19 protein-coding genes and 1 pseudogene are annotated in these 21,041 nt (G+C 52.5%); 1 reads left to right on the forward strand and 19 read right to left on the reverse strand.

Going from position 1 to position 21,041, the window contains the following annotated elements; translation table 11 throughout:
- On the forward strand, positions 1–1,729 hold a 1,729-nt coding region (locus FBQ85_02000), incomplete at its 5' end, for a glycoside hydrolase family 13 protein (protein ID MDL1873937.1).
- Positions 1,730–1,785: 56 nt separating this feature from the next.
- Here FBQ85_02000 and FBQ85_02005 read toward each other — a convergent pair.
- The 19 genes and pseudogenes from FBQ85_02005 to nusB form a co-directional block, all read right to left on the reverse strand.
- The gene (locus FBQ85_02005) at positions 1,786–2,337 is read right to left on the reverse strand and encodes a hypothetical protein (protein MDL1873938.1); all 552 of its coding nucleotides are present in this window, start codon (positions 2,335–2,337) and stop codon (positions 1,786–1,788) included.
- A 64-nt stretch (positions 2,338–2,401) separates the two neighbouring features.
- Positions 2,402–3,157, reverse strand: coding sequence for a hypothetical protein (locus FBQ85_02010; protein ID MDL1873939.1), 756 nt, complete (start codon positions 3,155–3,157; stop codon positions 2,402–2,404).
- Positions 3,158–3,199: 42 nt separating this feature from the next.
- The gene (locus FBQ85_02015) at positions 3,200–3,718 is read right to left on the reverse strand and encodes a hypothetical protein (GenBank protein MDL1873940.1); all 519 of its coding nucleotides are present in this window, start codon (positions 3,716–3,718) and stop codon (positions 3,200–3,202) included.
- A 431-nt stretch (positions 3,719–4,149) separates the two neighbouring features.
- Positions 4,150–4,923, reverse strand: coding sequence for a ZIP family metal transporter (locus tag FBQ85_02020; GenBank protein MDL1873941.1), 774 nt, complete (start codon positions 4,921–4,923; stop codon positions 4,150–4,152).
- Positions 4,924–4,944: 21 nt separating this feature from the next.
- Complete coding sequence (locus FBQ85_02025; protein ID MDL1873942.1) at positions 4,945–5,529, reverse strand: DUF4159 domain-containing protein; 585 nt, start codon at positions 5,527–5,529, stop codon at positions 4,945–4,947.
- 318 nt (positions 5,530–5,847) lie between these two features.
- Positions 5,848–6,672, reverse strand: coding sequence for a hypothetical protein (locus tag FBQ85_02030; GenBank protein ID MDL1873943.1), 825 nt, complete (start codon positions 6,670–6,672; stop codon positions 5,848–5,850).
- A 71-nt stretch (positions 6,673–6,743) separates the two neighbouring features.
- Positions 6,744–7,547 (reverse strand): L,D-transpeptidase, encoded by an 804-nt coding sequence (locus FBQ85_02035; GenBank protein ID MDL1873944.1) that lies wholly within the window; start codon positions 7,545–7,547, stop codon positions 6,744–6,746.
- Between the two features lie 140 nt (positions 7,548–7,687).
- On the reverse strand, positions 7,688–9,088 hold the full coding sequence (locus FBQ85_02040; GenBank protein ID MDL1873945.1) for a hypothetical protein: 1,401 nt from the start codon (positions 9,086–9,088) through the stop codon (positions 7,688–7,690).
- Between the two features lie 118 nt (positions 9,089–9,206).
- On the reverse strand, positions 9,207–9,812 hold the full coding sequence (locus FBQ85_02045; protein ID MDL1873946.1) for a DUF4398 domain-containing protein: 606 nt from the start codon (positions 9,810–9,812) through the stop codon (positions 9,207–9,209).
- 429 nt (positions 9,813–10,241) lie between these two features.
- A complete protein-coding gene (locus tag FBQ85_02050) occupies positions 10,242–11,222 on the reverse strand; it encodes an HPr kinase/phosphorylase (GenBank protein ID MDL1873947.1) in 981 nt (326 codons plus the stop codon).
- Between the two features lie 137 nt (positions 11,223–11,359).
- Positions 11,360–11,809, reverse strand: coding sequence for a ribosome-associated translation inhibitor RaiA (gene raiA, locus FBQ85_02055; GenBank protein MDL1873948.1), 450 nt, complete (start codon positions 11,807–11,809; stop codon positions 11,360–11,362).
- A 56-nt stretch (positions 11,810–11,865) separates the two neighbouring features.
- Positions 11,866–12,897 carry a tyrosine recombinase XerC gene (locus tag FBQ85_02060; GenBank protein MDL1873949.1) on the reverse strand — a complete coding sequence of 344 codons (1,032 nt, stop codon included), beginning with the start codon at positions 12,895–12,897 and terminating at the stop codon, positions 11,866–11,868.
- Positions 12,845–15,100: a type I DNA topoisomerase gene (gene topA, locus FBQ85_02065; GenBank protein MDL1873950.1), complete on the reverse strand. Its 2,256-nt coding sequence runs from the start codon at positions 15,098–15,100 to the stop codon at positions 12,845–12,847. The genes FBQ85_02060 and topA overlap by 53 nt, the downstream gene beginning before the upstream one ends.
- 238 nt (positions 15,101–15,338) lie before the next feature.
- Positions 15,339–15,806, reverse strand: a complete 468-nt coding sequence (locus FBQ85_02070) for a DUF494 domain-containing protein (GenBank protein MDL1873951.1) — start codon at positions 15,804–15,806, stop codon at positions 15,339–15,341.
- Positions 15,807–16,065: 259 nt separating this feature from the next.
- Positions 16,066–19,263 (reverse strand): preprotein translocase subunit SecA, encoded by a 3,198-nt coding sequence (gene secA, locus FBQ85_02075; GenBank protein ID MDL1873952.1) that lies wholly within the window; start codon positions 19,261–19,263, stop codon positions 16,066–16,068.
- Positions 19,264–19,406: 143 nt separating this feature from the next.
- On the reverse strand, positions 19,407–19,634 hold the full coding sequence (locus tag FBQ85_02080) for a hypothetical protein (protein MDL1873953.1): 228 nt from the start codon (positions 19,632–19,634) through the stop codon (positions 19,407–19,409).
- Positions 19,591–20,007: pseudogene (locus FBQ85_02085) on the reverse strand (HNH endonuclease). The gene FBQ85_02080 and the pseudogene FBQ85_02085 overlap by 44 nt, the downstream one beginning before the upstream one ends.
- Positions 20,004–20,399, reverse strand: coding sequence for a hypothetical protein (locus FBQ85_02090; GenBank protein MDL1873954.1), 396 nt, complete (start codon positions 20,397–20,399; stop codon positions 20,004–20,006). Before FBQ85_02090 ends, FBQ85_02085 begins: the two are co-directional and overlap by 4 nt.
- A 58-nt stretch (positions 20,400–20,457) precedes the next feature.
- On the reverse strand, positions 20,458–20,922 hold the full coding sequence (gene nusB / locus FBQ85_02095) for a transcription antitermination factor NusB (GenBank protein MDL1873955.1): 465 nt from the start codon (positions 20,920–20,922) through the stop codon (positions 20,458–20,460).
- Between the last annotated feature and the right edge of the window lie 119 nt (positions 20,923–21,041).

Consider the following 21,041-nt stretch of genomic DNA (forward strand, 5'->3'; position numbering starts at 1 on the left):
GTATAAAATTTTTCCCGAACGGTTTCGCAATGGCGATCCCAAGAATGATCCAACCATAAACGATATTGAAGGCGCATATCCGCATGACACCTCTTCGCCGTGGCAAATTCATCCCTGGGCCGCGGATTGGTATGAGCTGCAACCGTATGAACGCAAAAATGGAAAAGATATTTGGTTCAATTTACAGCGCCGGCGTTACGGCGGCGATTTGCAGGGCATACTGGATAAACTCGATTACTTGCAGAAGCTCGGCATCAATGCGATCTATTTAACGCCGGTCTTTGAATCGCCTTCCATGCACAAATACGACGCCGCCACGTATCATCACATTGATCCGAATTTTGGCCCGGCTCCGGAATGGGACCGCAAGATCATTGCAAGCGAAACCGGCCATGACCCGACGACCTGGAAATGGACGTCCGCGGACCGCTTGATGCTGCATCTGATCAACGAAGTGCATCGCCGCGGCATGCGCATCATTTTCGACGGCGTGTTTAATCACATTGGCTTGAATCATTGGGCATTTCGCGATGTGGCGCAGCGCCAGCAGGCTTCCCGTTATCGCGATTGGTTCAAAATACTCTCATGGCAGAACGCCAAAACCGGCGAGAGTTTCCAGTATCAAGGCTGGTGGTCATTGAAAGAGTTGCCGGAATGGCGGCAGGATGAAAACGGCATCGTTACCGGGCCGCGCGACTATATTTTCGCTATCACCAAGCGCTGGATGGATCCCAACAACGACGGCGATCCCGGCGACGGCATTGACGGCTGGCGGCTCGATGTTGCCGCGTGTGTGCATCATCAGTTTTGGAAACGCTGGCGCGAGCACGTGAAGAGCATCAATCCGGAGGCTTATCTCACGGGTGAATTGATCGATCCGATTGCTGAATTGCAGCCCTACCTGCAAGGCGATGAATTCGACGCCGTGATGAATTACAACTTCACATTTGCCTGTTCAGAATATTTTATGAATGAACGCACGCGCATACCGGCAGGCGAATTCGACCGGCGCTTGCGCGAGTTGCGCGAGGCGTTTCCGCGCGACGTGGCTTTTGTCATGCAAAATCTGCTCGACAGCCATGATACCGATCGTTTTGTCTCACGCATTATCAACCGCGACAAGAGATCGATGCGTGACTGGATGGACTATTACAAATGGTCATGCGGCAACGGCGCCGACTATGACGGGCGCAAGCCGAATGCGGCAGAACGCCAAGTGCAAAAGCTGCTCGCGCTGTTTCAAATGACGTACCTCGGCGCGCCGATGATTTATTATGGCACGGAAGCCGGCATGTGGGGCGCGAATGATCCCAGTTGCCGCAAGCCGATGGTGTGGGAGGATCTGGACTACGCCGAGGCCGGCTACTTGCCAAACGGCGAACAGCGCGCACATCCCGAAACGGTTGCATTCGATCAGGATCTTTTTGAGCATTATCGCAAGCTCATTCGTGTGCGCAACACCCATCCGGCGCTGCAGGTCGGCAATTATCATACACTGCTCGCGGATGATGCGCGCGATCTGCTGGCTTTTTCACGATCACATGAAAATGAAAATATGGTTGTGGTCGTCAACAACAGCGGCGCAGATCAGCGCGTCATTGTGCCGGCGCTTCAAAACAGCGTTTATGGTGATCTCCTCGAAGATAATCATCGGTTCGCCTCGAATAGTGAGCAGCTCGAAGTCGACTTGAAAGCAAAATCAGGCAGGATATTAATTCGGCGGGGGTGAGTTTTATGATGCCCCATTCAGCCACGGCGAGGCCGTGGCTGAACTCATTTACTTCATCACAAGCGGTAACCGAGCATGAACGCGACTTCGATGTTCTTGTTGGTCCACGCCGCGGCGTCGCGTCCATTGCTGAAGATGTAGTTAAAAAATTCATACCGGAAAGAAATTTTTTGATTGATGGCGACTTTCGTGCCCGCGCCAAATCCATAGGTGAGGCTGTTCTCGCCATAGAATCGCGTCAATCCGAGATGAAAGGCAAGGTACGGTTCGACTTTGCCGCTGGGAAAATATTGAACGGCGCGCGCGCCATGAAATACTACACGATCTGAACCGGCCACCAAGGCGGCGCCGTCCAATTGCCGCTTGAGGAATTCCTGTTGGGCGCGGGCGAATCCCAAAACGGCCCCCACGCCAAAACGGCGATCAATACTGTAAAAATAGCGCAATCCTACATTAAACGATGTTTCAAAACGATCGGGGGCATAGAAGCCGATATAAGGCGCGATTTCATGTACGGCCGCTGAAGGCGTCTGACTGAAACTCGCATTCATGCCCAAGAACATCATTGCCAGTACCACACAGAGTTTAAGATTTCTTCTTCCGTTCATCCGTTGTCCTTACGATTCAACAAATTATCCGCATCGGCCAGGCTTGAGGTTGGCTTCAACAGGCTTAGATCTTTGACCAATCAACGCCGATGGTGATGCCCACCGTGAATTCCACAAAATTAACCAAACCCTGATTGGCGAAGGCGTTAAATTGGCGCAAATCTGCGCGCAGCCAATTGTTGCCGCGCAAATGGCGTTGCACTCCCAGACCATAGTTGATAACCATATTCGAACGCGCGTCATTGTTCGCCGCGCTCAGGGGCACGGTGTTGATCACGCCGGCGCCCGCCGTCAACCATCCATCGTAGCGCAGCTTGAGCGGCCTGAGATATCGCACATTCCCATACAAAAGATAAAATGAAGCGACCTTGCTGGTGGCGTATTGCAATGTGGTTTCAATATCCATCCGCGGCAGATTGCGATACGAAATTTTTCCCACATAAGTAAACGCACTGCTGAAAGCGCCAAGGTGGAACGAGATGCCGCCGGGCGGCAACGGCTCCGGCGTCCACAACGTGGCCGGGCGCTTCGGTTTGCGATTCAGCTCCGGATTCTTCCCCAAATAAATCCAGCCTTTGCGCTCATCACGACTCGCAAGTTGAATCCACAAACCGCGATTCTGCAGAACACGCACCGTATCGCCCGCTGCAAGTATGGCGAGTTTGCGACTCGTCGTGCTCGGCATTTCATATAATGGCGTTTCTTTATCTTTCAACACAGCGATTTGCGCCTGCGCTGTAAAATTGCATCCCAACATTATGAGCACAGCGCAATATACGCCACGCTTTAACAATTCTTGTGTGCGGCAAAACCGATTCATGGATACTCAAGCACCGTCGTGTTGCGATCAATAGTCATGTATTCAAAATGCCGCGGAAAACCCCGCACCCCATTGATAAAAAGGCCGCCAGGCCGGGCGCGTCGAATTGCGCTCCAATTCAGCAATCGCGCCTCTGACGAAATGTTGTTTCACCTCCGCCAACGCAGAGAAGCGTGAGCTCAAACGCCAGCGCAAACCCGCCCCCCAAGCCGGTGCGAATTTGTTTTCATGCGGCGACTGCAGGGTGATTTCACCCAAAGCGCCTGCCGTAAAACGAAAGGCGCGTGGGCTTAAATGCAGCCAGCCAGTTTGGAGATCAACAAAAACCTCCACAGGCAAAACCTTTGTCGGTTGCAGCGCCGCACGCGTGGCCACAAAAACTTGATATGCGGCTGCACCGGTTTCATGTTCGCCATCGATCAGCTCCAAAGACTTTGTTGTGCGCGCATGGGAAAAGCCAAAAACAACGGCCAGCCGAGTGCCGACAAGCGAACGCCCCACAGCGACGGCCACGCCTTCTCCTGCTTCATAACCCAGATCTGCATGAAAACGAGCGGCCAAAACCTGAGCCGTTACAAACCATGGAAATTGTGCCTGATTATGTTGGGCGAGCACGGAAACAGATGGGCAAAGCCAAAGAAGGCTCACAGCAATTGCACGAAAATACATTTCACGCTTCGATTCAGGTTGGACACGCAGACGATTTTTCCGGGTCGAGCTGTAAGCGGCTGTGATCAATCGTATTGACCTGGAGCAGCTAAATGCAAAAATGAAATTGAGTGTCAGGCGGGGCAGTCAAATCATTTTCGCGAGCAAGGCCTGCAGAAACACAACTTGTAAATTAACCTAAGCGATAAGCAGGCGGGCCAACATGCCCGGGACTGATCCCAAATAACCCGGCTTCACGGATGCAAATTTTTGGCCATCGCGGAGGAGGGCTGGAGGCAGGAAAAAATTTGCGGTTGGGATTTGAGGTGTAAACTCTGGGCGAGTTACAACAAAACTTGCACAAGCAGCATCAAGCAAAACCCATATGTAAACGCCCAGGCAATTTTTGCGGGCTTTTCATCGTGCAGAGCGTCAGGAATAATTTCAAGCAGTATGAGAAACATCATGGCGCCCGCAGCGAACCCCATGAGCACGGGCATCAGCGGCTGAAAAAACCAGGAAGCCATGGCGGCCGGCAGCGCCGCCATCGGTTGCGGCAGGCTCGTGAGCACCGCAGCCCAGAAACAACGCATAATGCTTGCGCCCGTGGCGCGCATGGGCAATGCCACGGCCAGGCCTTCTGGAATATTGTGAATGCCAATGGCAAGCGCGATGTAGGAACCCAGATGAGTCGAGTAAAGTTCTTCCGAAGCATACCCCACACCCACGGCAACCCCTTCAGGAATGCTGTGTATACTCATCGCGAGAAAGATGAGAATTTCCGTGCGCCCGCCCCAGCGTTTCCACGAAGCCTGGCTCAGGCGTTCTTCACTCAAATAACGATTCGAACTCCACAAAAATACCGACCCGAGCAGGATGCCGGCGAGCACGGGCGCAACCCTTGAGAGGCTCATCTCCGGCTGCGCCATTTGCAAGCCCGGCAGAATGAGATTATAAACCGAAGCGGCAAGCATCAAACCGCCGGCAAAGCCGTAGCCGAGGCCGGTGTGCTTCTGCAAGTCAAAATGCTTGAGCAACAAGGGCAACGCGCCCAAGCCGCAGGCCAGGCTCGCCAACAGGCCGGCAATGAGGCTTTTGACTAGAATTTCAAGCGGCATACATCGTTCGCCATAAGAACCTCAAGCAGCCATCGCATACATCACAATATTCACGCCGAATTTCGTATTGTCCTCCGCCAGCCAACGCTTGTTGCGAAAATCATAATCCCATTCACAGCCGTAATCTTTATTGCTGTACAACACAGCAATCCTGTTGTCGATGATGATGGCTTTGAGATAGTCATGCACAAGATCATCGCCCCAGCCGTTCAACTCGAACGAGGTGGTTGGCGGGCCATTATTAAAATCAAAAAACGCATGATAGAGTTCATGATCATTCGGTATTTTTTGCAGCGCCTCCTTGCCAAAAATCTCCGCCATTTGGGTTTCAAAGGATTGCGCAAATAATCCGTCAATGTCATGATTGCAGTCATCGACGAAAACAAAGCCGCCGTGACGCACATATTTCTCAAAATGATCCGCCTCCCGTTGCGCAAATTGCACGAGTTTGTGACCGGAGAGATAACAAAAAGGCGCGTACAGCATTTCCGGATCGGCGAGCGAAACGATTTTTTCGTGGGGATCAACCTCGACGGTGGTGTACTCAATCAACGAGTTGAGCAGATTGGAGGGCATGCGTTGATCAACATCCCAATCCCCGGACATGTATTGCAAACGCGTGAAGAAAAAATCCGGGCGGCGGAGTTCCAAATTGCGCGGGGTGAAATTCGATGCTTGCGTCACGTTGCATCCACGTTACTGGTTCAATGTTTTCGTGATCCTGCGGCTATTCAAAACCAAGCTCGTGCCGTTTCCTGCATGGTCACAAGATAGCAAAAAAAGGACGCGGGACAATATTGATTTGATCGTATTGCAAAACTTCTACCCGATCCAAAAACTGATTGACGGAAGCCGGGCGACTCTTTTTTGCCTTGGGATAACGGCGGGGCGATGACTTGAGACGGGCGCCAAAGGGATTTGCTTTCACAAATGCAGCGCTAACTTCGCCTTTTGAGGCAGTGCGCGATAAATGGCCTTTGCGTCGTCGCGGTGCAGTTCCAGCGCAATCCAAAACCGGTGTTGCGGCAGCTTTTTTTGTGACAACGAATCCGCCGCAGCGCGCGCCGTGTTCCACGTGCGTTGTGTGTCATACCACAGTTTTTGCACCCGCCCCTCCCACGAGGGCGTTTGCTCCTGCTCCACAACAATGGTGAGATTACGGTCGAATTCCCAGGTGAAATGTACGTCGCGATCCTCCAGCGAGATTTCAGTCTTGCGTTGCTCCGCTTCAATGGTGTCTTTCGGCGCTTCAATCACACGAATCGGCGCTTTCGGAAGCGTGGCCAGCTCGCGTTGTAAAACAAAAGGGCTGGCGAGCCAAAAGCGGAGGCGGCCTTTGGCGCGGAGGTGATCCAATGCGCGGCTCATTTCGTATCGAATGATCTTACACTGCCGCATCGGCACACCTTTGACTTCCAACGCGGCTAGACTATCGGTCAAATTAATCACAAGCCCGATGGAATCGCCCCGGCTCATTTGCTGCCGGGCTTTCCAATATGCCTCTTCGATATCGAGCGTTAAGCGCCGTTGTGCCAGCGCCTGTTTTTCTGCCTCGTCCTCCGGTTCTTTGAGTCTGACATGGTGAGTCGTATCAGCGATCATCGCGGCGGGCGGCGGTTCTTCAAAGGTGTGCTGCCGAACCGGCAGTGCGACGGCAAGAACAAACAGTGTGAGCGGCAGGGGAAGCAAAAAAAGGAAAAAGAGCATTTGCCGTTTGCGATTACCCGCCAGCAATCGTACAAAAGGCATAAAGGGCTTGGCAAGAACGTTACCAATTTTTTTCAAAAAGCTGCTCACAGGGCTGCGCTATTCTCCGAAATTCAGTAGATAAAAACTTTCGATCCCAGTTCCAAATTTTGATAGACAATGCGCAGATCTTCGTCGCCTAAACGCACGCAGCCATGGGTGACCGGCATACCGAGCAGGCGCTGATAAAGTGTGCCATGCACCAAATAACCGTTGCCAAAAGATAGCGCGTAATCGCCGAGCACGCCCGCTTCAAAGCGCTCCGGTGAGTTGGGCGGAGGCACGGGCCGGCCTTCCTCAATAAAGGCCCAATCCGGCATACGCCAGACCGGGTTTTTAATCTTGCCTTGAATGCGAAACATGCCACGCGGGGTCGAGAAAATCCACTGGCGATCGTCTTGCGCTTTCAGCAAGACATAGCTGCCGGTGGAGCACAGGCCTTCGTGAATCAATTTGTTTCCGGACATCACATAAATGCGATTGCCGGAAGAGTTGACAATGAGATACGGCTGGCGCGGAATCAGCGCATTCATTTTTCTCTGCAAACTGCTGAGCCGTCTTTCCGCTTGCTGAATTTCTCGTTTGAGTCTTGCAATATCCATCGTGCGCGTTTCCAGCGAAAATTGCGACTCCGGCAGGATGGCGAAGACCCATTCACGCAACGTTGGCGCCGTGAAAAGAATGATGATCGAGAGCACAAGCCCGGTGAGGAAGCCATAAAGAATCACGCGCAACGTAGAAGCTGGCGCGGCAGGCGGCGAGGCCGCAGCAACCAATGGAGACACGCCCTCATCGGTTGGCGCCAAATCGGCGTGAAGGCTTGGGCGGCTGTTTTTTTCTTCAGCAGCGTTCTGCGAAGTGTGCTTAGACGTTATCATGGCTGTTGGCAATTACATTCAGCTTGAATGATCGTCCTGATCGCAGATAGTGCACAAAGATATTGCAAACTGAGCTAGAAAATAATACAGCAGTTTTCACATGCAAGGGTATTTCATACCCGCTACTTCATCGATTCGCGTCAATCTCCGCTCGTAGACCTGTGACCATTGGCGGGCAACCCTTTCAGCGATCCCACGATGGTGACCGGCGTTCCCACCGCCGACCACTCATAAATCTCATCCATATGGCGATTTTCCAATGCGACGCACCCGGCCGTCCAATTCACGCCTTTGCCGCCTTCTCCATGAACTTCAATCAATCCACCGATCGAGGCGAAACGCGACAATTCCCCTCTTTTCTGAGCCTCACCAAAGCGTTGGCGATCTTCGTGATTGGGATAATCGATCTGCAAGGCTTTATAGTAAATCGTTTGTTTGTCGGCTTTTTTCTTAATCACGCGATAGCGCCCCTCGGGGGTTGCATTATCGCCGCGCTGACGTTTGTGACCGAGCCACCCTGGGCCAAGCTCAACGGGATATTCCGCGCGCAATTGGCCATCGGCATAAACAAAGCAGCGATGCGCCATTTTATCGACGATAATCGCGGTGCTGTCGGTTGCAGCCGACCACGCAATGGTTTCATTCACCCAGCGTTGCCATACCGGCACCTGGCGCAGATAAGCTTCCAGCGTTGCTTTCGTGGTGCTCCATGCGCCGTTCACCAGCGGCTCGGCGGTCTGCAATTTTGCTTTCGCCGTGAGAAAATCCCGGCGCCAATGCGCAAACTTGCTTTCAATAACAATCAACTCGCTGGCAACAAATTTTTGCCAAAGCGCTTTGTTGACGGGAATGCGCTTGGCCTGGTTACGGAAGTCTTCCACGGTTTGCTGCAAGCGTGCAATGCCGAAGGTGGTGAGCAGTTCCAGCGAGTCGCGCCGCGCCACGGCAAGCGTGCCCGCGATGCGGGCGCAGATCTGCGCGCTTTCCGCAAACTGATGCGTCGCTTGAAAATCACGATTCCAAAACCATTTGCGATTTTCATTTTGCCAGGCGGCACGCGCCTGCTCCAGGTAATACTCCGCTTGCTGCATCACTTCTGGCGCATAGCTCGCGGCTTCGCGATGCCGCGCTTCACTCACGGCCAGGCGCGCTTGTTCATAAATTTCCGTGGGCACGGGCGACTTTAAACGAACAATTGCGACGCCGACCGCCATCAGGAACATCGCGGCGAGTATTCCGGCCAGAATCCGTTTACGTCCCAAGTGCAGCCGGATCGGCTGTATGAACGTGTTGAGAAAATGCCACGCTTCACGGCTTTTGCGCCGAAGCGTTTCGAACCAATGTTTCAGCACCGGGTAGGTTTCTTTCAGATGAACCTTGAAAGCGCTCAACCGCTTTCGGCTCCCGGCTCGCAGGGTTTCGATGGTGCGCCCCAACACCGGCTTGATGCCGTTGAGCAACAGGCTCATTCGCCGTAACGCGTTACGGTTTCTCATCCTGAGTTTCTCGGAAAGAGAGCGGTGAATGATTCGGAAAGTCATACGGGAGGATACGCTTTACAAATAGAAAACCTCGGCCGGCGATCAAATGTTTTACCTGTTTGAGGTCAAATACAATCGCCGGTCGAGGCAGAAATGGGGAATTGACAGAGATAATCCGTTAGCTACGTGCACCCATTTTTTTACCGATTGCGCTTTCCAATTCGCCGATCACGGAGTCGATTTTGCTCGCCGCGGCTTGCACTTTGTCGCGGGCCGTCAGAAAATCACCGCCGGTCAGCGCCGTTTGCGCTTCACTCAAACCGGATTCCACGGCATTGATGTCGCCCTGAATCAATTCCAGAGCAGCTTTGCCCTCTTTGCCCTTGGGCGCCTTGGCCATCAATTTTTTGGCGTCTTCGATTTTGGTCGTAACTTGGGCAATCAAGGCTTCCGCTTCCGCTTTCACGGTTTCCTTGTTGGTGGCAGCGGCATCTTTGGCTGAGTTGAATGCGGCAACAGCCGAGTTCAACAAGGCGGCAGCGCGATCATAGTTGCGCATCAGCGCAAACTTGGAATTCTGTTGTTCCACCTCAGCTTGCGCGGCACTCAAGGAGTCTTTCGCGGCGTTGAATAAATCCGCGGCGTAGCGATTCGCCTCAGCGGTTTGCGCCGCTTGCATCGCCGCATCTGCGTCTGCCAATAGCTGCGTGGGCGGTTCTTTGCAGCCCATCACAAACAGCAACATCACGATGCCGAGAGAACTCAAAAGAGTCTTGGCCTTCATAAAAATTACCTCCTAAAAGTTAATATGTGTGAAAAGTGCCTCACATTTTGACTTGCACCAAGTGCAAGTATATTTTCTCAAACCGAGGTACGGCGCCCTAATTTTAGGGTTAAGCCGCACGGCATAGCACACCGGCTTGCCACACAAACAATCGGTAGCCGAATCAATTGTTCGAAAACTGCAACCGGGGCGTTCGTGCTGCAAGCTGAAAGATATTCTTATCGAGCGAGGTGATGCCAGGGATAACGACTATCCTTTTGAAGAGTTATCGCTTGTAGAGAAGCGACCAGCAAAACGGGGGAGATTGAAGTGCAATGCGCAAACTCTTCTACGCTTTTTCCTCTTGACTCCGGGCAATTCAGCTTGGCGGCCTTTCAAATTGACCGAGAATCTAAATAAACAAAGCCTAAAAAGCAAGTGAGATAATTTTTACTCAAAATCGCGCTGCAGATATTTTTCCAATTCAATGTGATCTTCCGACCGCTCCTGAATTTTGCGCACAAGCTTTTCGTTGAACTCGCGCGCCATATGATGACCGGCGATTTTGAGCAATTGATTGAGCGCGATGACTTCCGCAATAACTGTGATGTTCTTTCCGGGAAAAATCGGCAATTTGACATACGGCATTTCAACTTCCAAAATGGTAGTTTTTTGTTCATCAATGCCGATGCGCTCATAATCTTCTTTGCTATCCCACTCTTCCAGATGCACTTCGACCTCGATACGCTTCTGTGCTCGGATCGAGCGAATGCCGAAAATGCTGCGCACGTCGATAATGCCAAGGCCGCGGATTTCCATGTGATGCTGCAGCAGTTCCGTGCCCTGCCCAATCAGAATGCCGGCGGCTTTGCGGCTGATTTGCACGACGTCATCTGCGACCAGACGATGGCCGCGTTCAACAAGATCCAGCGCAATTTCGCTTTTGCCGATGCCGCTGCGTCCCGTGAAGAGCACGCCGATGCCATAGACGTCAACGAGCGAGCCATGCACTGTAATTTTGGGCGCGAACTTTTCATCAAGATATTCGCCCAGCAAATGCGTCAGCTTGGTGGTCTTGAGCGAGGTGCGAAAAATCGTAATGCCGCGCTTGTTCGCCAATTCCACCATCTCGTGAGGCGGGCGGTTATCATCGGTAACGATGAGACACGGGATATCGAAATTCAACACGGGCTTGAGAGTCTTCATCCGTTCGTGCGGCGTCATCTCGTCCAAATAGCGCAACTCCGTATTGCCGAGAATTTGCACGCGATCATAGGTAAAAACTTTGGTGAAACCGGAAAGCGCCAGTCCGGGGCGGTGCAAATCGGCGTCTTTGACGACACGCCGAAAACTGTACGTACCGTTGACAATCTCGAGCAATAACCGTGTGTGTGTTTCGTTGTAAAGGGTACCGACGGTGAGATTTTCCATCGATCTACTCCTGCGCCGAAATCAGGTGATTGAAAAGAGATATGCTCTTCGCGGGTTTCTTCAAGAAAGTCGTTCTCTACTCGTGCAAAACATGAAAGCTGCTCGAAGATCGAGCAGCTTTCATGTCACAATCGGTTTTACATCGCCGCGACTCTGCGCGTGTCAAATTCTCGTTCTGCTTTGCCATTGCCGCGCTTGTGCAGGCGTTCTTTATATTTCTTCACCTGCCGTTCAAGCTTGTCAACCGCAAGGGTAATCGATTTTCGGATATTCTCGCTCTTCTCCGTGGCCGCCAATCGTTGACCATACACTTTCAGCAATACTTCCGCCACCTGCGTTTGTTTCTCCCACGAAAGAATCACTTCTCCTTCGATGATGCCATCGTAATACTTCTCCAATCGGGCGACCTCTTGCCGGGCAAATGCTTTCAGAGGTTCAGGCGCGGTAAAATGGCGGGCCGTGATGTGGAGTTTCATTGCTGCCTCCTTAAAAATAGGGGTTCGAGGAGAATACAGACCTCCAAGCATGGATTGATTGATCTGTCCTGTCATCCTGTTGAAGGGTGAGTGCAGGCAAAAACAGCACATTTCAAGAATTCCGATAAGCCTCCTTGATTATTTTGTGTGTTTCGCTGTGCCACAGGTTAAGACGACTTTTCTTTGGAAAGAGTTTTGCCGCTGCTCCGGCTTGTTGTGGTTTGCTGCTGCGCGGCTGCAGGCGCCCCCGCTGCTCTTCCCGCCTGCGCGCGCGGATGCGCCAATTGATAAACTTTTTTTAAGCGTTCTGCTGTGACGTGGGTGTACACTTGCGTCGTGCTCAGACTGCTGTGCCCCAACAATTCTTTCACCGCCATCAAATCCGCGCCTTCGTCGAGCAAATGCGTCGCAAAGCTGTGCCGCAACACGTGTGGGTGCGCCTTGTCGCTATCGGCAACTTGTGTAAGATAGCGCCGCACGGCTTGATAAACTTGCATTGCGGACATGCGCTCACCGTGCTGATTGAGAAAAAGCGCTTTTTCATCCGCTGCTTGTTTTATGGACTCCCGCACCCGCAGCCATTCGAGCAACGCCAGTCTTACAGCGCGGCCCATCGGCGCAATTCGTTCTTTCCCGCGTTTGCCCAACACACGTATCTGCAAATTTGAGAAATCAAGCGCTTCGATATTAAGCTCGACCAATTCCTGCCGGCGCAAACCCGCGCCATAAAACAACTCCAAAATTGCGCGATCGCGCACGCCTTCTGCTTGTGTGAGATTCGGCAGGCGCAACGCTTTGAGCAGGGCATCTGCCGGCAGAAATTTCGGCAAGCGCTTTGGCTCCTTTAATGAAACAAGATTCGCCGCCGGATTGTTCGACATCAGGCCTTCGCGCACCAAAAAAGCAAAAAAAATCCTCACACTTACAAGCTTGCGATTGATCGTTGCCGGCGCCAGTCCGGCTTGTGAAAGCGAACTTAAATATCGCCTGACCACAGCGCGTGAAATTTTGGCAATATCAGGCTCTTCACCCAGGAACTCTCCGAAATGAGCCAAATCACCTTCACGTGTTTCAAGCGTGCGCGGCGCAGCGCGGCGTTCGGAACGGAGAAAGAGCAAAAAGTTATCCACCTGCTGCCGGAAATGATCAGCCGGCGGCAGGTTCGAAGTAGTCTTCATTGGGCGCGGATTCAAGCTCATGTTTGCACTTGGGGCAGCGAATGTGCAGGCCTTTGGCTTGCGTATAGCGTTCTTCCGTGTAGGAATTGCCGCACTCCGGACATGGCATTTTTAGCGGCTTATTCCACGTCACAAAATCGCAGTCCGGATAGCGGCTGCACCCATAAAATGTTTTGCCGCGTTTCGAGCGGCGTTCCACAATTTGCCCAATACCACCATCTTTCGGGCAGGCCATCCCGATCGGGTACGGTTTCGCCGTTTTGCAGTCAGGATAACCGCTGCACGCGATGAAACGGCCGTAACGACCGACTTTGACCACCATCTCTTTGCCGCAGTTTTCGCAAATCTCGCCGGTCGCGACCTCTTGCACATCAAGCGGGCGCGTGAATTTGCATTCGGGATAACTGCTGCACGCCATAAAGCGGCCATTGCGGCCCCACCGAATGATCAAAGGATTGTTGCATTTTGGGCAAAGTTCATCCGTCGTCTCTTGCAGTTCATCTTTGATGTCGTCTTTGCGCGCTTCTGCTTCTGTTACCGCGCGATTGAACGGCTGATAAAACTCCTGCACGACTTCGCTAAAATCTTTTTTCCCGGTTTCAATTTTATCCAGTTCATCTTCCATGAATGCAGTGAACTCGACATTGAAAATTTTCGGGAATTGCCGGATGAGGATCTTGTTGACGGTTTTGCCCAACTCGGTCGGCGCGAGCTGGCGGCCTTGCTTGTCCACGTATTTTCGCGCGGTCAGCGTGCTGATAATCATGGCATACGTGCTCGGGCGGCCGATGCCCAAAGCATCGAGTTCCTTGATCAAGCTGCTTTCGCTGTATCGCGCCGGCGGCTTGGTAAAATGCTGCTCCGGGTGAAGATCGAGCAGCGCTAGAATCTCGCCGACGGTGAGCGCGGTCGGCACGTTCGAGTTTTCGCCGTTCTCTTCGTCTTCATCTTTATCGCGGAAATCGTCATAAGCTTGCAAAAAACCGCGAAAGACAATCACCGAGCCTGATACACGCAATAAAAACCGGCCTGCTGTGATGTCGATCGAGGTTTGATCATAAACCGCGGCTTCCATCTGGCTGGCTAAGAAACGTTGCCAAATCAATTCATAAAGTTTGAATTGTTCCTCGGTGAGAAATTTCTTGATCGCCTTGGGTGAATGTTTCATCACGGTCGGGCGTATGGCCTCGTGCGCATCCTGGGCGCCGGCTTTGGCTTTATATTTGGGCGGGGTTTTGGGCAAATATTCCATGCCGTAATCGCGCGCGATCAACTCGCGCACGGCTTGCACGGCTTCCTCGGCGACGCGAATCGAGTCCGTACGCATGTACGTAATCAAGCCGACGCTGCCCTCTTCGCCCAGCTCGATGCCTTCGTACAGTTGCTGCGCGATGATCATGATGCGTTTCGCGGAGAAGCCCAGGCGTTTTGAGGCCTCTTGCTGCATCGTGCTGGTGGTGAACGGCGGGGCCGGCTGCCGGTTCACTTTTTTCTTTTTAATCTCGGCTACTTTGAACTCTTGATTGCGCAACTCGCCGGCAATCGTTTGCGCCTCACTCTCGCTGCGCAATTCCGGTTTTTTATCATCGATTTTGACGAGGTTCGCGAGAAACGGCGAGGTTTTCTTGCCTTTCAACTCGGCGGCAATCGTCCAATATTCTTCGGGCACGAAGGCGTCAATCAAAGCTTCGCGCTCGCAAATGAGGCGCAGCGCAACCGACTGCACGCGGCCCGCACTCAACCCGCGAAAAATCGTACGCCACAACAGCGGGCTGACTTGATAGCCGACCAGGCGATCCACGACGCGACGCGCTTTTTGGGCGTCCACGAGATTATCATCGATCGGCATGGGCGCATGCAGCGCTTCTTTCACGGCCTTTTCGGTGATCTCGTTGAAGCGCACGCGAAAAATATTCTCGTTGCGCGTTGCGATCTCATCCGCGAGATGGCGCGCAATAGCTTCGCCTTCACGGTCCGGGTCGGTGGCGATAAAAACTTTATCAACATCGGAAGCGACCTTGCGCAATTCGGTCAAAACCTTGCCCTTGCCGCGAATGGTGATGTATTCCGGCTCGAAACCATCGTCAACCGCCACCGCCAACCGCTGTTTGGGTAAATCCTTGATATGGCCAACCGACGATTTGACGGTAAAATCCTTGCCTAAAAATTTTCCAATCGTTTTCGTTTTTGCAACCGATTCTACTATAACTAGTGCTTTTGCCATGTCTAACCTTGCAACGATCTTGTTCGATTTAGGTGAAATAAACATCCAACGATCTCCGGACGCATGCGCATCCAGAAAAGACCCGTACGACTTTGATTAAAACAAAAGATTACTTGATAGGGTGCGTGAGAATGGCGAGGGCCTGCGTTTCAACAAGAACGCAACGGTAGTTTGCGTTGGCAAAGAGGCGTGCCCGATGGAAAGGAACGATCGGCGCGCGCCGATCCGGCAATTTGACTCAATGAATAACATGCTTGTCTTCAAACCACACAAAGGCTTTCTCATGCGAGCCCTCAGCGTTGAACCAGTGATGAGCCACGAGGGTCTTGATGTCCGCCAGCGAAATGCTGGACACGCCCGCCATCATGGCGCGCTCGATCACATGCTCCATCTCAAGATCATTGAGCAGGCGCAATTGTTTGAGTTGCAGCAGGTAACCGTAGGCTTCCGAGGAAATAATCGCGCGTTCGGCGTCGTGGAGAATGCGAAAGGAGCCTGGCCTTGTCGAGCCGGCGCTGTACAACAATTCTTCGGATTCGTTTTCGTAGCGCTCGAACAACCAGGAAAAGGCGAAGCTGATTTCCGTCTGCGAGTAACCGCGCTGGAGGAGATCGCGGGAGATCAACTCGAGACGCTCGGGATTGGATTTTTTGCCGCGGATTTCGGCCATGATATAGACCAAAATCTCGACGACGCGCTCATTCATTAATATATTCCTCCAAAACCCCCTGACTTCTCCGTTCAAGTTGGCGGCAATCTACGAAAAAAATTTCGAAAAGCAAGAGGTTTTACCGATTTTTAGCGAATATTAAATTATTGCGGCTTCTAGCCGCGGCAGAACCATGCCTCAAAAAATTTCAAAACTGTCATGCTCAGAAATTTTCTTGGCATGTGTCATTCTCGATTCATCACAAACATAGTTCAACACTTTTCAGAGAACGACGATAAAACGTGAATGACCGTAATCAGGCTTCGGCGCCATGACATTTCTTGTACTTTTTGCCGCTGCCGCACGGACAGGGATCGTTGCGCCCGATTTTTTGATCGAGCACAACCGGCTGCGGCTTGCCGGCAGGCTGCGCTTGCGCCGGCATGGCGCCGCCGCTTCGTGCAGTGAACCCCATGCCGGCGGACGGTTGATGCACCGTCGTCATCTGTGGAGGTGTACGCCGGCGCATGGGCGGTGGTTCCGCCAACTGCGCTTTAATGACAAGCTCGAGCACTTGCTCATCGATCTGGCCGAGCATCTCTTTGAACATACGAAAGCCCTCGCCTTTGTATTCGATCAGCGGGTCTTTTTGGCCGTAGGCGCGCAAGCCAATGCCTTCTTTCATTTGATCCATTTCGTAGAGATGCTCGCGCCACTTTTCATCAATTGCGCGCAACATGGCGTAACGTTCCAGTTGGCGCATTAATTTCGGAGTAAGCTGCTTTTCTTTGCGTTCATAAACCTCTGTTGCCAGACGCGTCAATTCGTCCTGTAACTCGGAGCGCTCCACTCCCGGCTTGCTGCGCAATTCGTTGGGAATCACCATCAGGAACGCCTTTTGAAAAGCATTTTGTAAACTCTCCCAATCCCACTCGTCTGGATGATCTCCGGAGGCATAGAGATTCACCCTCTCGCTGACATAATTCGAAATGATGGCAAGGATTTCATCGCGCAGGTTTTCACCGCGCAGCGCATTGCCGCGGCGATCATAGACGACTTCGCGTTGCTGATTCATGACATCGTCGTATTCGAGCAAATGCTTGCGAATCGAAAAATTGTGGCCTTCGACCCGCTTCTGGGCACGCTCGATCGAGCGGGTGACCATGCGATGGGTGATAACTTCGCCATCTTCTACGCCAAGTCGGTCCATCACCGAGGCGATGCGATCCGTGCCGAAGAGCCGCATCAAATCATCTTCCAGCGAGAGATAAAAACGCGAGGACCCGGGATCGCCCTGGCGGCCGGCGCGGCCGCGCAATTGCCGGTCAATGCGCCGCGATTCGTGCCGCTCCGTGCCGATAATGTGCAAACCGCATGGCACATTGTCATAACATTTGTATTCTTGCAGATGCGGACAGGCCTCTTGATTCGGCTTCGCCTGCACTAACGCACAATTCGGGTGAACCACAACGCCCCGGCCCAGCTTGATATCCGTGCCGCGACCGGCCATGTTGGTGGCAATCGTCACGGCGCCCGGCTCGCCCGCGCGCGAAATGATTTCCGCTTCCTGTTGATGGTACTTCGCATTCAGCACTTGATGCGGCACGCCCTTGCGCTTGAGCATGCGCGATAGAGTTTCTGAAACTTCCACGCTGATGGTTCCCACCAGCACCGGGCGCTTTTTCGCGTGCAGCTCCGTGATTTCTTCAATCACCGCGTTATACTTCTCGCGCCGTGTTTTATAGATTTGATCTTCATGATCGATGCGCCGAATTTTTTCGTTGGTCGGAATCACGACAACGTCCAGCTTATAAATATCGCCGAACTCCATCGCTTCCGTTTCCGCCGTGCCCGTCATGCCCGCCAGCTTGTGATACATGCGAAAATAGTTTTGCAGCGTGATCGTGGCCAGCGTTTGGGTCTCTTCACCAACGCGCACATTTTCCTTGGCTTCAATTGCTTGATGCAAACCGTCGGAATAGCGCCGCCCCGGCATCAAACGGCCGGTGAATTCGTCGACGATCAACACCTTGCCCTCGTTCACCACATACTCGACATCGCGCTCATAAAGCGAATAAGCGCGTAAAAGCTGCGAAATGCTGTGCACGCGATCGCTTTTGTCGGCATATTCCTGTTGCAGCTTGGCCTTTAGCTCTTCCTTTTGCGGCACGGTCAATTCGTCGTCCTGATTGATCTCATGAATTTTCTCGCCCAGGTCCGGCAGGGTAAACATTTCCGGCTCGTTGGGAGAAAGAAATTCACGGCCCTTTTCCGTGAGATCGATGGTGTGATGTTTTTCATCGATGGCAAAATAAAGCTCATCATCAATCTCCGGCATGCGCTTGTCGCGCAGAAAATCGCTTTCCACGTGACGGATGAGTTTTTTCGTGCCGGCTTCCTGCAACGCTTTCATGAAGCGTTTGTTCTTGGGCGCGCCGCGCTCGGCGCGCAACAACTTGATGCCGGCCTCATATTCCTGATCCTTATCCCCGCTCGCGAGCAGCTTTTCCGCTTCATTGACGAGTTGCGTGACGAGTTGATTTTGCGCTTGCACGATTCGTTCGACGCGCGGTTTCATGGCGGCGTATTGATCGTTGCCGGCGTGCTCCACCTGGCCGGAGATGATGAGCGGCGTGCGCGCTTCGTCGATCAACACCGAATCGACTTCGTCGACGATGGCAAAGTAATGGCCGCGCTGCACTTGATCTTCCGGCCGGATCGCCATGTTGTCGCGCAAATAATCAAAGCCGAATTCGTTGTTGGTGCCGTAGGTGATGTCGGCGCGATAGGCTTCCTGGCGCTGCGGCGGATTCATCTGATTGGTAATGAAAGCCGGGCGCAGGCCGAGAAATTTAAAAATTTCTCCCATCCATTCGCAGTCACGTTGCGCGAGATAGTCGTTCACCGTGACAAGGTGGGCGCCTTTGCCGGCCAGCGCATTGAGATAGAGCGGCATCGTTGCCACCAAGGTCTTGCCTTCGCCCGTTGCCATCTCCGCGATTTTACCCTGGTGCAACACAACCGCGCCGATGAGCTGGACATCGAACGGCACCATGTTCCATTCAATTTCCTGCCCAACGACTTTCCAGCGTTTGCCGCACAACCTCCGGCATGCTTCCTTCACCAAGGCGAAGGCTTCGGGCAAAATCTCGTCCATCATTTCTTTGATGGCCCGGCGCTCTTCTTCCTCGGCTTCTGCCAGGCGGTTGCGAATTTGCTCCATCGACATGTTGTCGAACGTTTCGATCGCTTCTTCCCCAGCAATGTCGCGGCCGTTGTCGGAAGCTGTTACCTCTTCGCGGCGCAACAGTAAATTCAATTGCGCGATCGCTGCGACGACCTCCCCTGTCGCTTCTTTGATTTTTTGACGCAATCCCTCCGAGCGGGCGCGCAGTTCGTCATCGCTGAAATCGCGCAACGTCGGATAAATGCGATTGATCTCTTCGACGATCGGTAGAATGCGTTTGATGTCGCGTTCGTGCTTATTGCCAAACAGTTTTGCTATCAGATTCATGAAACTCGACTCGCTGATTCGTTTGTCCTAAATCAAATCCACCATTCTTGGTGCAGGTTTAATCGTTGGCCGGGATTAACCCAACCCTTCGGTTTCAAATTTTATGACTGCTGCTACTTCTATTTTCGTTTTGCGAAAGCCCATCATCGCGGCACGTCCCGCTTTGGCCCGTCGCTCAAGCCCCGGCCTTTCTTGCGAATCTGGCCGGCTTTGCGCAAATCGATCAGGGCGGCGTCGAGAATGCCGTTAACAAAACGCCCGCTTTTTTCCGTGCTGAATTTTTTGGCGATCTCAATCGCTGCACGGATGATTCGCAACTCTGCAATTTCATTGCGGCTGCCAGCCGGCCCGGATCCAATTTTTTCTAACAATCAAAGCCAGGTCGTTATTCAATCGCAATGCCAACACGGTGGCGCGCCCAATGGCAGTTATGCCAATGATCTCAACGCCATCCACACTCCAAGAGAAATGATCTTCCCAACGCTGTTGGCGTGGATTGAATAATGGGACTTGTTCGCCGGTTTGATAATCTATACCTTCCGTTTGCGTCCATTTATATTGATTGCAGAATTCACAAGCGAGACAGAGATTTCCTTCATCATCACTCCCGCCTTTCGCGACGGGCAAAATATGATCGATCTGCAACTACCCGAACACATAACTCTGCGGGCTGTGATAATATTCACAACGATTGCCGGCCCGTTGCTGCACGTTTTGGCGGGTGCTTTCAGAAAGCTTAGTCATGCCGGCGCGGGTTTTCGCAAACCTCGTTGCACCGCCTCAGATAAAGCTTCTGATTTGCGCAGTTGTTTTAGTTGATAAATTTGCATCAACGCCAACAACTCATAGCGTTCGTCCGCCGCCAACTCTTCCTGCTTTCCCCTGGCCTGCAATTCAGTGAGGCGCCGGTGTTGCGCCGGTTCCATTTTCATATCGGCCAAATGCAAAACGTCCGCATCGGTCAAGCTTGAAATCGGCGGATAATCGCCGTTTTCCGGCAAATGGCCCAATGCCGGCCACATCATTTCCAAAGCATCAGCCAATACCGTATTAACATCCCGGCGCGTCATTGACCCAAAGCGCTTTGCATGCTCGACCAAATTCTCCGGCAATGTAAGAGTCACTTCGATTGTCATGGTGCACCGCCTTATTAAAAAATAAAATTTTGTGTTGCATTCTTTGCGAGCTGCGCGGTTACTTCTCTTTTCGGCCGCCCTCGCTCAAGCCGCGCCCCTTCTTGCGAATCTGGCCGGCTTTACGCAAATCGATCAAAGCGGCATCGAGAATGCCGTTAACAAAACGCCCGCTCTTTTCCGTGCTGAATTTTTTGGCGATCTCGATCGCCTCGTCGATGGACACTTTGGGAGGGATGTCTTCGAAGTACAAAAACTCGCAGATCGCCATGCGCAGGATGAGTTTGTCCAAAATCGCGATACGGCTGAACTCCCAATTCACCGCTTTCTGTTTGATGAGATGGTCGTACTCTTCACGATGTGCGACGGTCTGGCGAAACAGATCTTCCGCAAATTTTAAAACCGGCGCAAGCTCTTCTTGGCTGAGAATCACATCCGCGACAATCGCGTCCGGCTCGTTTTCCGACAACTCGTGCGCATAACAAGCCTGCAACGCCAACTCTCGCGCCCGACGCCGATCACTCAAGGGTGACATATGTATGACAAAGAATAAAGTTACAGATCAAACGATCCCTAAAGCACAATTATAATTCGAACGCTCGAAAACCGGTCTAATATAATGAAGTCTCGCTTTAGAGCAAACTT

This window comes from Cytophagia bacterium CHB2, from assembly GCA_030263535.1.
Classification (GTDB): Bacteria; Zhuqueibacterota; Zhuqueibacteria; order Zhuqueibacterales; family Zhuqueibacteraceae; genus Coneutiohabitans.